Annotated in this window: 13 protein-coding genes; 7 read left to right on the top strand and 6 right to left on the bottom strand. The window is 41.3% G+C overall.

What is annotated here, in order from left to right:
• The first annotated feature begins 12 nt into the window (after nucleotides 1–12).
• The 5 genes from J7384_RS02310 to J7384_RS02290 all read left to right on the top strand — a co-directional run bounded on the left by J7384_RS02310 (nucleotide 13) and on the right by J7384_RS02290 (nucleotide 5,621).
• Complete coding sequence (locus J7384_RS02310; RefSeq protein WP_209110888.1) at nucleotides 13–810, top strand: sulfite exporter TauE/SafE family protein; 798 nt, start codon at nucleotides 13–15, stop codon at nucleotides 808–810.
• A 112-nt stretch (nucleotides 811–922) separates the two neighbouring features.
• Nucleotides 923–1,744 carry a prolipoprotein diacylglyceryl transferase gene (gene lgt / locus J7384_RS02305; protein WP_209110886.1) on the top strand — a complete coding sequence of 274 codons (822 nt, stop codon included), beginning with the start codon at nucleotides 923–925 and terminating at the stop codon, nucleotides 1,742–1,744.
• 59 nt (nucleotides 1,745–1,803) lie between these two features.
• Nucleotides 1,804–2,637: a thymidylate synthase gene (locus tag J7384_RS02300; RefSeq protein WP_209110884.1), complete on the top strand. Its 834-nt coding sequence runs from the start codon at nucleotides 1,804–1,806 to the stop codon at nucleotides 2,635–2,637.
• A 190-nt stretch (nucleotides 2,638–2,827) separates the two neighbouring features.
• Nucleotides 2,828–3,427 (top strand): GTP cyclohydrolase II, encoded by a 600-nt coding sequence (ribA, locus tag J7384_RS02295; protein ID WP_209110883.1) that lies wholly within the window; start codon nucleotides 2,828–2,830, stop codon nucleotides 3,425–3,427.
• Nucleotides 3,428–3,605: 178 nt separating this feature from the next.
• Nucleotides 3,606–5,621 (top strand): BACON domain-containing protein, encoded by a 2,016-nt coding sequence (locus J7384_RS02290; protein ID WP_209110881.1) that lies wholly within the window; start codon nucleotides 3,606–3,608, stop codon nucleotides 5,619–5,621.
• Between the two features lie 89 nt (nucleotides 5,622–5,710).
• On the opposite strand, the gene J7384_RS02285 is transcribed toward J7384_RS02290, so the two are convergent.
• Both J7384_RS02285 and yegQ read right to left on the bottom strand, forming a co-directional pair.
• Nucleotides 5,711–5,956: a YfhL family 4Fe-4S dicluster ferredoxin gene (locus tag J7384_RS02285; RefSeq protein ID WP_209110879.1), complete on the bottom strand. Its 246-nt coding sequence runs from the start codon at nucleotides 5,954–5,956 to the stop codon at nucleotides 5,711–5,713.
• A gap of 27 nt (nucleotides 5,957–5,983) precedes the next feature.
• Nucleotides 5,984–7,357 (bottom strand): tRNA 5-hydroxyuridine modification protein YegQ, encoded by a 1,374-nt coding sequence (yegQ, locus tag J7384_RS02280; RefSeq protein WP_209110877.1) that lies wholly within the window; start codon nucleotides 7,355–7,357, stop codon nucleotides 5,984–5,986.
• A 184-nt stretch (nucleotides 7,358–7,541) separates the two neighbouring features.
• Here yegQ and J7384_RS02275 point away from each other — a divergent pair, with 184 nt between their 5' ends.
• Nucleotides 7,542–8,384 (top strand): HDOD domain-containing protein, encoded by an 843-nt coding sequence (locus tag J7384_RS02275; RefSeq protein ID WP_209110876.1) that lies wholly within the window; start codon nucleotides 7,542–7,544, stop codon nucleotides 8,382–8,384.
• A gap of 130 nt (nucleotides 8,385–8,514) precedes the next feature.
• On the opposite strand, the gene rdgC is transcribed toward J7384_RS02275, so the two are convergent.
• Nucleotides 8,515–9,438: a recombination-associated protein RdgC gene (gene rdgC / locus J7384_RS02270; protein WP_209110874.1), complete on the bottom strand. Its 924-nt coding sequence runs from the start codon at nucleotides 9,436–9,438 to the stop codon at nucleotides 8,515–8,517.
• 164 nt (nucleotides 9,439–9,602) lie between these two features.
• Nucleotides 9,603–11,333, bottom strand: coding sequence for an ATP-binding protein (locus J7384_RS02265; RefSeq protein ID WP_209110872.1), 1,731 nt, complete (start codon nucleotides 11,331–11,333; stop codon nucleotides 9,603–9,605).
• A 343-nt stretch (nucleotides 11,334–11,676) separates the two neighbouring features.
• Between J7384_RS02265 and phoB the strand changes: the two genes are divergently transcribed.
• Nucleotides 11,677–12,369, top strand: coding sequence for a phosphate regulon transcriptional regulator PhoB (gene phoB, locus J7384_RS02260; RefSeq protein ID WP_209110870.1), 693 nt, complete (start codon nucleotides 11,677–11,679; stop codon nucleotides 12,367–12,369).
• 61 nt (nucleotides 12,370–12,430) lie between these two features.
• Here phoB and J7384_RS02255 read toward each other — a convergent pair whose 3' ends face one another.
• Both J7384_RS02255 and J7384_RS02250 read right to left on the bottom strand, forming a co-directional pair.
• Nucleotides 12,431–13,642, bottom strand: coding sequence for an HDOD domain-containing protein (locus J7384_RS02255; RefSeq protein ID WP_209110868.1), 1,212 nt, complete (start codon nucleotides 13,640–13,642; stop codon nucleotides 12,431–12,433).
• Nucleotides 13,643–13,768: 126 nt separating this feature from the next.
• A complete protein-coding gene (locus J7384_RS02250; protein ID WP_209110867.1) occupies nucleotides 13,769–14,611 on the bottom strand; it encodes a PPK2 family polyphosphate kinase in 843 nt (280 codons plus the stop codon).
• Between the last annotated feature and the right edge of the window lie 3 nt (nucleotides 14,612–14,614).

The raw sequence follows: 14,614 nt of genomic DNA, 5'->3' as shown, positions 1-14,614 counted from the left end.
CTTATTTGTTAAATGTTGTTAACTATTTTTGTTGTTTGTTTAGCACTTGGTGCCGTTGTTGGCGTGTTAGCGGGTTTGCTCGGCATTGGCGGCGGCTTAGTCATAGTACCTGCGTTGGTGTACTTGTTACTTGAGTTGGGTGTTGATCAAAACTTGGCAATGCCGATGGCGTTGGCAACTTCGTTGGCAACCATTATTCTGACTGCAACCTCAGCTTCTAGAGCGCATCACAAGAATGGCAATATTCCGTGGCATGTCGCCCGTCAGTTAATGGTGGGGATTGCTATTGGCGCGGCAGTTGGTGCTTTAATTGCCGACAACAGTTCAAGCGACGCGCTCACTAAGTTTTTCGCGGTTACCGTCAGCTTGTTAGCTATTTACATGATGTTGGCGGTAAAAGTTTCTGGTGAGCAGCCACTGCCAAGCAAAACTAAATTGCTGGTTATTGGTTTAGGAACAGGTATTTTATCGAGCTTAATGGGCATCGCTGGCGGCTCTATTTTAGTACCTGTTTTGACTTACTATTCATTGCCCGTTCGTCACAGTATTGGTGTTGCAACTATCTGCGGTGTCGTGGTCGCGCTATTTGGCACGCTAACTTTTGTTGTCGCTGGTATTGACCAAACAGGGCTGCCTCAGTGGAGTTTGGGCTATGTTTATTTACCTGCCTTGGTTGGCATTGTCTGTACCTCTGTTTTCTTTGCGCCAATAGGCGTGAAATTAGCTGCTAGGTTACCTGTTGCGTTACTCAAAAAGTGCTTTGCTGGCTTTTTGCTGTTAGTGGCAATAAAAATGTATTTCTCTGTTTAGGCACCAAGGTTTAATGGCTTGTTTTTCGCGATAGTATTTTCATCGCCCCGTAGTATTTTAACCCCAACTTGGGCATAATCTGAGCCTATTTTATTCTAGGACATGTGTTTTCATGACTGAGCGTTTTTTGCAGTTTCCTCAAATTGATCCGGTTATTTTTTCAATAGGCCCTATTTCATTGCACTGGTACGGCATGATGTACTTAGTTGCTTTTGTTACCGCTATGTTGCTTGCCAATAGGGCAGCTGATCGCAGCGGTGGTGTCTGGACTCGAGACCAAGTCAGTGACTTGTTATTTTTTGGTTTTTTAGGGGTTATTTTAGGTGGCCGTATTGGCTACGTATTGTTTTATCAGTTTGAACTCTTCTTGGCTGAGCCCGCTTATTTGTTTAAAATCTGGGAAGGCGGTATGTCGTTCCACGGCGGATTACTGGGTGTTATTTTAGCGATCTTTCTTTTCGCTCGAAAAACGCAAAAAGGCTTTTTACAAGTAGGTGACTTTGTTGCGCCACTCGTGCCGATTGGCCTAGGTGTAGGCCGCATTGGTAACTTTATTAACGCCGAACTTTGGGGCCGCCAAACGGATGTTTCTTGGGCAATGGTGTTTCCAACAGACCCATTACAGTTGCCGCGTCACCCTTCACAGTTATATGAGTTTTTTCTCGAAGGCTTAGTGTTATTCGCGATTGTTTATTTAGTCAGCATTAAGTCTAAGCGCTTGGGCATGGCGTCTGGTAGCTTTTTAATCGGTTATGGCATTTTTAGAATGATTGTTGAGTTGTTCCGTGAGCCGGATGCACATCTAGGTTTTATTTTCTCATATATTTCAATGGGGCAAATTTTAAGCCTGCCTATGGTATTGACTGGCGCCTTTATTATTTGGTGGGGTTACCGCCAGCCAAGCAATCAGGTTAATGGCCAAGCGGCTAACTAATTATTAGCACAACGAAAACAACAGCAGTTTACAAGAGATTTTAGGGCAGGGGATTTTACATGCAAACTTACTTAGATTTGATGCGCTATGTGCGAGATCACGGGGTTGAAAAATCAGACCGCACTGGCACAGGCACCAAGAGTATTTTTGGTTATCAAATGCGTTTTGATTTGAGTAAGGGCTTCCCTTTAGTGACAACGAAAAAATGTCACTTAAAGTCAATTATTCACGAGTTGCTCTGGTTCATTAAAGGTGAGTCTAACATTGCCTATTTGAAAGAAAACGGCGTTAAAATTTGGGACGATTGGGCAACAGAAGACGGTGAACTCGGCCCTGTTTACGGTGTTCAGTGGCGTAATTGGCCCGCCGCTAATGGCGAAACTATTGACCAGCTTGCGCAATTGATTGACGACTTGAAGACTAATCCCGATTCGAGACGCCATATTATTACTGCCTGGAACCCAGCAGTCTTACCAGATACCAGTGTTAGCCCGAATGAGAATGCTGAAAATGGCAAACAAGCATTGCCGCCGTGTCATACGCTATTTCAGTTTTACGTGTTAAACGGCAAGCTCTCTTGTCAACTGTATCAACGTAGTGCCGATATTTTCTTGGGAGTGCCATTTAATATCGCGAGTTATTCGCTGTTTACTATGATGATAGCTCAAGTTTGCGACTTGGAACTCGGCGAGTTTATTCACACCTTTGGCGATGCGCACTTGTATTTGAATCACCTTGAACAAGTAGATGAACAGCTGTCACGGCAGCCGCTATCATTGCCAACGATGGCGATTAATCCCGAGGTCAAGAGTATTTTTGACTTTACCTTTGACGATTTTGAGTTGAAAGATTATCAAGCACATCCGCATATCGCTGCCCCGATTTCGGTTTAGTTGGCAATAAACGCGTCTACTTATTCGTTTTATGGCTAAGCTAGTACTGTTAAATAGTGCTTGCTTAGCTTGAATTTCTCTTTGCCAGCCCCATTATCTTTGTATTCAATACTTTGTTACCCAGAGGTATAGGTCATCCATTTAGCGCTTGTACCTAGCCTTCATTTTTTAATCTAGTGAATTTGAGTTTATGACTGATGTAAGAGCCAGAGTGGCATTAAACGTTGGCACTAATAGTGATATTCCAGCAGAAATAGTAACTTTTAAGCAGTTTGATGTTGGCAATGAGCATATTGCGTTAGTGTTTAAACAGGCAGATTTAACTCAAGAAGCGCCACTAGTGAGAATGCACTCAGAGTGTTTAACCGGTGATGTTTTTCATTCATCTCGCTGTGATTGTGGTGAACAGCTCGACGAAACCATCAACAAAATGGCCGTTGAAGGTGGTATTATTTTGTACTTGCGCCAAGAGGGGCGAGGTATTGGTTTATACAATAAAATTGATGCCTATGTTCTGCAGTCACAAGGGATGAATACCTATGAGGCCAATCGACATTTGGGCTTTGGCGATGACGAGCGCAGTTTTGATGACGCTATCACTATGCTCAATGGCCTAGGTGTCACCAAGATTAAATTGGTCACTAATAATCCGAGAAAAATTAACGCGATTAAAGAGCATGTTGACATTGTTGAGCATGTTAAAACCAGTGCATTTGTCAAGAAGGGTAATGAAGGTTACTTGAGTACTAAAGCGCGATTTGGCGCTCATTTTATTGATCTCGACGACTAGTTTTTTACTACCTTTACTCTTTTTCTCCGCTACTAACATCGGCGTCATTAACGTCGATGTTTACTCCTTTGATTCTGACTTTATTAACAATTTTCGATAAGTTTTTACATTAGCTTAATTATCACGCAGAATAGTGTTAATGCTTTTGGTGGTTTAATAATAACGATAAAGGAACATTATGAACGCATTTAATAATAGCTCTGTGAATAAACAAGGGTATTTATTTTCATTGTTCTTATTGGTTGTGCTCTTGGTATCAGGATGTGGTGGTTCGAGTGACAACAACCCGCGATTCTCAATTTCGACAAATGTCTCAGAACTCAAGTTTAGCAATCAAGTTCTCAATAGATCCGATGACAGCTTTTCAGTCAATGTCAGTTTCCAAGGTGAAGGATTATTAGTCGGCTTTGCGCCCGGCGCTGATGTTGTGCCTTGGCTTGAGTTTTCCCTAGAAAATACAACGGACAATAGCGCCACCTTAAAAGTTGACGTTATAAACGAAGAGCGAATTGCGCCGGGGTCATTTAACACTGTAGTTCGACTTTCGACTGGCAGCGTTGCACAAAACACCTTTGAACATCAAGATATCGATGTTTCATTGCTTGTTTGGCAGTTAACACCTAATACCAACTTAGTCAGCTTTGGTGAAACATTTGGCGCCACCAGTATTGCTAGCCAGAGTTTTGAGTTGACCAGTGTCAGTGATAATCAGTGGCAGTTAAGTTCTGACTTACCTTGGTTGAGCTTTGACGCTAGCTCGGGTACAGGTACTAGCACTGTCACAGTAAACGTTGATTTGAGCGGTATAACAGCACCAGGCTTGTCACAAGGCAATATTACGATTACTGAAGTCACTTCGGGTGACACTCGTTTGTTACCAGTGGAACTAGGATTGGACAACCTCTACTTGTATGCAGAGCAGGCTCATGTTGGCCTAGTGAATACCGCTAATGTTAGTGAACTCAGCAGGCAAGTGGCGATTTTGTCTAACAATCTGACAGACTTTACTTGGCAAGCACAAACTGACGCTGATTGGCTGACGCTAACTCAAAGCAGTGATGGTCAATTTTTGACAATCACTGCCGATCCTAGCAGTGCTGAGATCAACAGTTTAAACCGGGCAACGATAACCCTCACTAGCTCTGATATCACCAATGTTCAAGCCCAGAATATCGATGTTCACTTTTATCACAGTGATCAAAGCAGTAGCGCAATTCGCCAGCAAGGGCTGACCATTAACACTAATACTTTGGTAACGGCACCTGATCAGCCGATTGTTTATTTAGCAACGGGTAATAAGTTACAGAGTTATCACTTGTATACGGGGACACAAGTCAGTGATATTGCCGTTGCGCCTGAAAATACCACATTAACCAATTTAATCGTTCACCCCAATGGGCAACTTATGCTGGCGCAAGCAACAGAAACTGTAACTGATGCTGATGGTAATGAACAAACTGAATTACGCCGTTATCAAATAAATCTAAGTGATAATAGTGTGACGACCTTAGACAATAGTGAAGTGACATTACAGGCAGCGCCATTCACGTTTGTTAATATTAAGGGGCGTTACTTTGTTGTTACACAAGCTTTAGAGCTTGGTAATGAGAATTTAGAGCGCTTGTTTGTTAATTTTGAAGATACTTTTGGCACTAACAGTGCTGATGTCAGCGCACAAAACAATGTTTTTTATGCGCTGCAAAATGCGACCAGTCAGCTGCGCCGTTATTCAACCGCAGTTAATGATTTTACAACCATTAACAAAGTTGGTTTGACCTTTATCGACCAGTATAGACCTGAAACACTCGGTGAAAACGATAATATTACGAGCTTTTTTGTTAATAACGCCGAAACCGATGTCTATTTACAAAGCCCAACCAGTAACCGTTTGAGCTATGATGGCACTACTTTTACCGATTTAGGGTTACTTGAGTTAGATACTGATAGGTTTGTTAGTTTACTCTTTAGTCCGGATAGCTCAAAACAAGCCCGTTACGCTAGATTTGATCGCACTCAAGGCTTTTTACTCGATAGTTATGATCAACAAGCAAATCTTGCTTCAAGATTTTTATTGGGTACACGGCAGCCGTTGTTTATGGCATTGGCGCAGGATCAGCAGCGGGTCGCTTACTACAGCCAAGGCGCAACAGAGGCTGAGAATAGCTTAGAAATTAATAATACCTCTGAGCCGTAATTTTGACTGAAAAACGACCTATAAAAATGCCAGCATTACGCTGGCATTTTTATACATAGGGTGCACGGTCACACTTCAATCACTAAAAGCTAAAAGTAGAGTTGCTCAAACTTTTTAGTCAAAGTCTCTTCAGTTTCTTGGTGGTTGGGATCCGGCACAATGCAATCAATCGGGCAAGCTTTAATACATTGGGGTTCATCGTAGTAACCCAAACATTCAGTGCACTTTTCGGGCTCTATTTGGTAAATAGATTTACCCATAGTAATAGCTTCATTTGGGCACTCTGGCTCACACATATCGCAATTAATACAGCTTTTTTCAATCAGTAATGCCATTTGTGCCTCAGTAACTACGCATCTGCGTTATAGCTCTTGTTTAAATGGGTGGCGGGTGGTTTGATCGTCACTCAAATAGCGCATAATAATGCCGTATTCTAAGTCGAGCTCAGTCTCAAGTGAGATAAAAACGGTATAGCCAGAGCCTTTGGCATCAAGGATTACTTCACTCTTTTTGTTTTCCATGTGAGTTAACAAAAAGGTTTGGTTGCCACTGGGTGTCATGAGTTCCAATTTGTCGCCAACTAAGAACTTATTTTTAACGGCGATTTCGACTAGGCCATTGTCTGGATTACGTCCGATAACTTCGCCGACAAATTGCTGGCTATCGCTTTTAGAGTAACCGTAATCGTAATTTTGCAGCTCACTTGGTTGTTTTTTCGGATGATGACGACGCAAAAAGCCTTCGGTGTAGCCGCGATGGGCGAGATGCTCAAGACTGTCGTTGAGCACTGGATTAAAATCTTTACCGGCTAGGGCATCATCAATTGCTTGGCGGTAAACCTGTGCGGTACGGGCGCAGTAGTAAAAAGATTTAGTGCGGCCTTCAATTTTAAGTGAGTGAACGCCAATTTTGACTAAGCGTTCGACTAACTCGATGGCGCGTAAGTCTTTTGAGTTCATAATGTAAGTACCGTGTTCATCTTCAAACGTCGGCATATACTCACCTGGGCGACCTTGCTCTTGCAGTAAGACCACGTCTTCGTTGTTTGGCGTGTAGGTCAACGGCACCTGATTTTGTACGCCAGGTAATGCGATAACATCGCCCGTTTCGGTCTCTTTGGCCTGATGGACATCGTATTTCCAGCGACAGGCGTTGGTGCATGTTCCTTGGTTCGGGTCGCGTTTATTGATGTACCCAGAGAGTAGGCAGCGACCAGAATAAGCCATACACAAAGCACCGTGCACGAACACTTCGAGCTCCATTTCCGGACAACGCATACGAATTTCTTCAATTTCATCAATGGCAAGTTCGCGGGATAAAATTACTCGCTCTACGCCTTGAGCGTGCCAGAACTTAACACTTGCCCAGTTAATGGTGTTGGCTTGTACTGATAAGTGAATTGGCATATCTGGAAATTGTTCACGTACTAACATGATCATCCCCGGATCTGACATGATCAAGGCATCCGGTTGCATAGTAATTAACGGCTTTAAATCTTCGATAAAGGTGGTTAATTTTTTATTGTGCGGGGCAATATTATTGACTAAGTAAAACTTCTTACCGAGCTGATGTGCCTCGTTAATTGCTTGTTCTGTGGTTTCTAAATTGAACTCATTATTTCTTACGCGTAATGAGTATCGAGGTGTTCCTGCATAAACAGCATCGGCACCATAAGCAAATGCATAACGCATATTTTTGAGGCTGCCTGCCGGCGAGAGAAGTTCTGGCTTAAACATTGTCAAACTATGTCGAATATATTGTCTAGTAAAAATGTTGGACATTGTATTGATGAAAATAAAGCCTGCAATCAAAGATGGTTAAAAGCACCATTTTTTCAAAGTTTTGTTGACGCAAGTCAAGTTTGTTAGTAGCGTGAAGTTATAGGTTATCAAGAATAATAAGAGCTACTAAGGAACACATATGGCAACAGAGAATGCGCTTTACACAATATTGTTAGAGAAAATTAAGCAGGACAGTTTGGTCTTACCAACATTACCTGAAATCGCGTTAAAAGTGCGTAAAGCGGCGGACGACCCAGAAGTAAATTTAAATGCAATGAGTGAAGTGATTAGTCAAGATCCGGCATTGTCTTTGGGTATGATTAAAGTAGCCAATAGCGCAATGTTGGGGCGTGCTATTAAAGTTGAAACCGTGCACCAAGCGTTGACGAGAATTGGTTTACGACAAATTAAAAGTATTGCTACGGCGATGGCGGTGAAACAGGTTTTTGTTTCACAAAACGAAATTGTTGCTATGTACTTGAAAAAATCGTGGAGCAGAACAATTGACGTTGCTTCTGTGGCAATAGCACTAATGAGCCGTTATTTACAAGATAATAAACACGCGCCATTTGCTTTAGATACACTAACGCTGGCGGCATTAGTTCACAATGTTGGTGTGTTACCTATTTTGACTGAAGCTGAAAAGCATCCTGATGTTTTTGCTAATCCAACCTTTTTACAACAAGCGATTGTCAAGCTAGCCAGTACGATTGGTGCCGAAGTGACTAAAGCGTGGGATTTTTCTGATGATTTGACTGAATTAGTTAAGAGTTGGAGTGACCTTTCTGTACTACCGGAAGAAATTCACTACGTTGACTTTATTCGAGCTGGTGCTATTTGTCATGATATTTTCAAAAGCGAGGCAACTAAAGCGACGTTAATTGCCAGTTATGTGAAAAAAGGCATATTGCCAGATGAAGAATATTTGGACAGCGACGAGTTTAAAGAGCTCGTCAGTGAAGTTAAAGCGAGTTTTGATTAAGTCTTAACACTTATGAGTATAGGAAAAGGCGCATTGTTACTATTTACAATGCGCTTTTTTGTATCTGAGTTTAATGTATTGGTAATGAAATATCGCTGCTATTGATGATCGCAGTGGCTTTTATGAGCGCTTAGCTGGCGTCTAAATAGTCAGCAGCTTTTACTGAAAACTCTGCGAGTAAATCACTGATGAAGCGATTGAGTTCACCGGCCATAAGGGCAAAGTCGGCATCGAGTTTAGCGATGACATCATCACTGTCGATATCATCGTTTTGCTCTTGAAGTACATCAAAGAATTTAATTCGTTTGATGGCCAAATCATCACATAAAACAAATGATAATGACTCATCCCATTCTAAAGCCAATTTAACTGCGTATTTGTCTGCTTCTAAGTGATGGCTAATTTCGTCGCTGGCCAAGTCTTGGTTTTTAACACGAACAATCGCCGCATCGTCGCCAAGTGCTCTGAATTCAGCTTCCATACCTATGGTGAACGAAGCTCCTAAACTGTTTTCAACCAGCCAATCGGTCATTTTTTCATCGGGAGCCATTTCTGGTGAGACACTAGTAACCGGCAAGGTACCTAACGACTTTCTCAGTAATGCCAGGAAGTCTTCCGCTTTGCCTCGACTGCTACTGTTAATGACGATGATGTTATCTTTGGCACTGATGTAACCATGAGTATCATTAATTCTAGAAAATGCGCGAGGTAATAATTCGAAGACGATATCTTCTTTAAATTGCTCTTTCTCTTTTTTAGTCGCTGAGCGACCTTGGTCTGCTTCTAAATGAGCTACTTTTTCTTCGAGTAGATCTTTAATGACCGATGCAGGTAGCATCTTCTCTTCTTTGCGAGCACACAGTAAAACGTTACCGTTGGCATTGTGCACTAAGCTTTGACCGTGCTTGCCCAATGCATTAACCCAGCCAAAATGAGCCATTTCAGTTGCACCACAAGGAGTAAACAAATTTTCGGCCAATTGTTTTTCTAAGTCTTGATCTTGCCATTCAAATGGACGAGTGAAGGCAAAGAAATAGAGATTTTTAAACCACATGAGGAAATTCCTAACTTAGGTAATTGAACAGCCAACAGGCTTGAATAACAAGTAAATATAACTGGTTGCGATTGTCGACTAGCCAGTTTTAGTGTGTTTCGTAAAAAGAGGGCAATGATAGCGCAAGAGCGGCAACAATAGCTACCGCTTGAGCTAAAATAGTATTAGCTCATGTCTTCAAATTCGATGTGGTAGTGCAGGCCTTGATTTGGCTCGCTAGTCGCTTTGACACTTCCGTTAAGGACATCGTGGACAAGGTTATAGACAATATGAGTACCCAAGCCGGAACCGCCAAGTGCTTCTTTAGTAGTGTAAAATGGGTCGAACAGTTTATCGAGCTGTTCAGGTGCCACGCCACAACCATTGTCACTGTAGTCAATGACAATTTTTTGTTGATAACGGCTAACACTTATATTGATTTCACCTCGGTTAATTTGTTCAAAGCCGTGGATGATAGAATTTATGATTAGATTACTAAATATCTGTGCAATGGCGCCGGCATGAACGTGAACGGTTAAATCAGTCGGACAGTCAATACTGATTCTATGGCTGGTTTTTTTCAGTTTGGGATGTAACGACTGAATAATTTCGTCGAGGTATTTTGCCATGCTGACTTGTCGAATTTTGTTGCTGGTTTGGTCAACGGCAATTTGCTTAAAGCTTGAGATTAGCTCCAGTGCTCTTTGCAGGTTGTTGACTAATAGTGATATCGACTGTTTGCTGTTGTCGATATATTCGCCCAGCTCTCTTTTCGACAGTGTTTGCTCGCTAACCGACAGCTCAAGCTTTTTCAACAACTCCTCAAGGTAAGAGCTTGAGGTAATACTGATGCCTATTGGAGTATTAATTTCGTGAGATATTTCTGCTGATAAGTTACCTAAACTTGCCATTTTTTCTGCGTCTAACAAACGCTCTTGAGCTTGATGCAATTCGCTAATCAGTGAGGTTAACTCCTGATTAGTTGCAATTAGTCGCGTTTCGGTTTGTTTGCGGCGATTGTTTTCCGTTTGCAGCTGTTCTTTTTGAGTTAAAAGCTCTCGCTGCTGTTGCTCCATTTCAAGCATAGTTGTACTGAGCGACGAGGTCTTACGGGCGACTTCTTGTTCAAGTAATAAATTTTGTTCATCGAGTTTTAAATTGGCGCTGACCAAATCTCCTTGAACATGAGCGAGCTTTTCTTTATGGATAACGAGTTCGTCAATAAGGTTGTTGTAGGCTGTTTCTAAAATAGTCAGCTCGTTCTTTTCGTAGCTACTTTGGTGAAGCTTGTATGCTTCAGGGTCTTCAATATCAAACTGATTGATTTGTTGGGTTAAATTGAACAAAGGTCTACTTAGAAGTTTTGAAAAAGCGAGTGAAAATAGCAAGATCAGTGCAGCCGTTTTGATCATTGCGTTGCCGATAAGAAAATAAATACCTACTTCTATACGATTAAAAACGACCTGATTACTCGATAATAACGTGACACTCCCAACTTCAGTAGTTCGCCCTGAAAATTCGAAAATGAGTGGGAAGGTATGACCAAAATAACTTTCTGAAAATGTCGAAAGGCCACCTTGTTGCGGATTAGCACTGTTTGGGTTAGTACCGTCGAATTGTTGACCAAGCTGGGCAATGATTTGCTGATTTTCATCTCGAACTGTGATGCCTTTAATCATAGGAATCGCGACTAGGCCTTCAGCGATGTCTTTGGCTTGTTGAGTGTTAAGTTCCCAAACAGCTCGGGTTAAACTGCTACTAAAGGTTTTTTCTAAGGTAAGTAATTCACTGTTAATGTGACTTTTGGTGTTGTAGTACTCGGCAAGTATTTGTAGACCTGTAACTAAGAACGTCAGGACAAAATAGAGTGATAACACCCGGGTCAATAACTTTTTCGATATGCTATTTTTATTCATTATCAGCGAAATTATCTTGTTATCTCATGATTTTACACATAAATAACGACAAAATGCGAGCCTCGTCGATAATAGCAATGATATTAGTGTAAAATCATTGACACTTTGTCTGCAAAGCTATCACTGTTTTGTCAGGTATTACTCCCCTTAGTCAGTTTGATTTTTAACTAATAAAAAGCTTTTTGTTATTGTTTTTACTACAATAATTCTAGCGGTTAGAGGTTTTAACAAGTAGACTTTATTTAGCTAACTAATTTGGTTTAATGTCATGAAACTGTCATTAAAGTGTATCACAATAGGCGCCATTACCGGACGGGTAGAATTAGGTTTCAGGAACGTTTAGATGAACAGACAGATTTTAGTTGTTGAAGACGAAGCTCCAATTCGAGAAATGATCAGCTTTGTCTTAGAGCAAAACGGCTTTAATACCATAGAAGTACAGGATTATGATGCGGCAGTTGCTGCGATAAAAGAACCTTACCCTGATCTTATCCTATTAGATTGGATGTTACCCGGGGGAACTGGGGTTAAATTAGCTAAATCCCTTAAGCAAAACGAATATACCCGCAATATTCCCATTATTATGCTAACTGCGCGTGGTGACGAAGAAGACAAAGTTAAAGGCTTTGATGCCGGCGTAGACGATTACGTTACCAAGCCGTTTTCACCAAAAGAGCTGATCGCTAGAATTAAAGCCGTTATTCGCCGCGTTTCACCGACATCTCTTGAAGAAGTGATCGAATTTCAAGGCTTAACTTTAGATCCAGTAGCGCACCGCGTGTCAATAAATGACAAGAGTTTAGATTTAGGGCCAACTGAATTTCGTTTGCTACATTTCTTTATGACGCATACCGAACGCGTTTACAGCCGTGAACAGCTACTTGATAACGTTTGGGGTACCAATGTTTATGTAGAAGATCGCACCGTAGATGTTCATATTCGACGATTGCGCAAAGCGATTACCGGTTACGGTCACGAGAACTTTATTCAAACCGTTCGTGGTTCAGGCTACCGCTTCTCAAGTAAGTTTAACTAGCAACTTGCCTGCAATATTAAGACATAAAAAAGCTCACCTGGTGAGCTTTTTGTATTGATGTTTATCTCAAAAGTTGTGTATACCAGTTAGTTGCTGCAACAAACTCTTTTTGTAACCCTTCTGTCGATAGCTCAAATTTTCCAACGCGCTCGTTAATATCTGACGTTCTACCCGTGATAAAGTCGCAGGTTAGCTGTAGGAGTTCGCCCAACAATCCTGTTTTTTCAATAAGCGCCTGCTCAATAGGTGCTGCAAGTGGCATGGTCTTTAAGATGTCTGCCATCGACATACTCAAAATTACTTCCATACTGCTCAGTAAGCCGGTAATAAAAGAGTATTCGTAAATTTCTCTAAACGGATTGCTTTTAGCAAGTGATGACATCATGCGAGCGGTAATAAGCGCTTGTTTGGAAATTTCATCTGAGTCTTCCGAACTCAGTTTAGACAGAGCAAGAATAGAGACAAACTGTCTTAATTTATCTTCACCTAAATATGCAGCAGCTTGCTTTAACGAGGTCACTTCAACCCTTGTACCCGTTGCCACATTATTGACCATTTTTAATAGGCCTAAGCTCAAGTTGACGTCTTGGCTAATGATGGTTGAAATGGCAGAAAAGTCGAGCGGCGATTTAAATGTTTCACTGATAAGGTTTAACATTTGCGTTTTAATTGGCGCTAATATTTGTCCTTCAATGATTTCAGGCTCAGCATAGAAGAAACCTTGAAAGTAATTAAAACCAATTTCTGCGAGCGCTTGACGTTGAAAACGGGTTTCAACTTTTTCAGCAACGAGCTTGATATTGAAAGGTTTGAGTTGAGTTCGAAGTGGTAACAATCGCTTAGGGTTGATCTTTTCTATATCGACTTTGATCATCGCTAAATATGGAAACAAGGCCTGCCAGTGATCTGCTACATCGTATTCAGTTAGTGCGATTTTATAGCCTTTATCGTGATAAAACTGGACTATTTTAAGCAAACCTTTCGTGGGATTTTGTTGGCCAGTTAATTCGATAACAATAGAGTCTTTGTCAAACATCAATGGAAATTTATTGACTAAACTGTGCTCAGTAAAATTAATAAATGCTGGTTTATTCATGCTTAGTGCTTGAATATCACCTAAAATATGGTTTTGCAGTATTAACTTTGATGTAGCGACGTCACCATCAATGCTGGGAAAACTGTTTTCAGGACTGTCTCTGAATAACAGCTCGTAGCCATAGGTATTTGATTTACTGTCGAAAATAGCCTGTCTTGCAATGTAAGCGCTTTGCATTGTTTGATCTTTATAGTTATTAATTAAGCAATTGTAATTATTCTAACCATAAAGTTGTGAAAATGGCAGCCGTAAATTCCTCAAACAGTTAATTTGTTGGCTGCCGATATGAACAAGCAACATGAGCTATAGCGTGAGTTTAAGGTGAGTTTTCGCCATTGCTCTAATGTCGTCAGTTAATGCCGGCGGTGTTAAATCAACATCACACTCAAGTACTTTGACGATGGTTTTTAGTACTTCAACTCGGGTGTACCATTTTCGATTGGCTTCGATCACTTGCCATGGCGAAGAGTTAGTCGATGTATATTTTAACATATCGTTGATTGCTGTTTGATAGCTTGGCCATTTATCTCGGTTGCGCAAATCTTCTTCTGTTAGCTTCCAACGCTTGTTAGGGTTTTTAATACGCTCTTGAAAACGTTTGAGTTGCTCATCTTGATCGATGTGAAGGAACAGTTTGATGATCTTGACACCGTCGTCAGTTAGTAAACGTTCAAACTCGTTAATCTCTTGATAGGCTCGCTGCCATTCACGCTCGCAAGCAAATTGTTCAACTCGTTCGACCAAAACCCGTCCATAATAAGAACGGTCGAAAATATTGATATTACCAGCAGCGGGAAGTTTAGTTTGAAATCGATATAGGTAGTGTTTACTTTGTTCTACCTGACTTGGTGCCGCAATGGGAAAAACAGTAAAGCCTCTTGGGTCGAGCTTTTCCGTCAGCCTTCTAATTGCGCCACCTTTACCACTGGCATCCCAACCTTCAAAAACAATGAGTGCTCGTAAGTTTTGGCGATAATAAGCCTGCTGTACAGTTAACATACGTTTTTGCCACTTGGTTAATAGCTTTTCATATTCAGTTTTACTGGCAAGCTTTTTATCAAGGCTCAAGGCTTCTAACTGGGTAGGAGAATCTGTCAGCTCAATCGTTGACGGTTGTGCAAAGCTATGGGGATATTGTCGAACCATATT

The sequence above is a fragment of the Endozoicomonas sp. G2_1 genome (assembly GCF_017744155.1).
Taxonomy (GTDB): Bacteria; Pseudomonadota; Gammaproteobacteria; order Enterobacterales; family Alteromonadaceae; genus JAGHQT01.
This window is presented reverse-complemented; position numbering and strand designations above follow the sequence as displayed.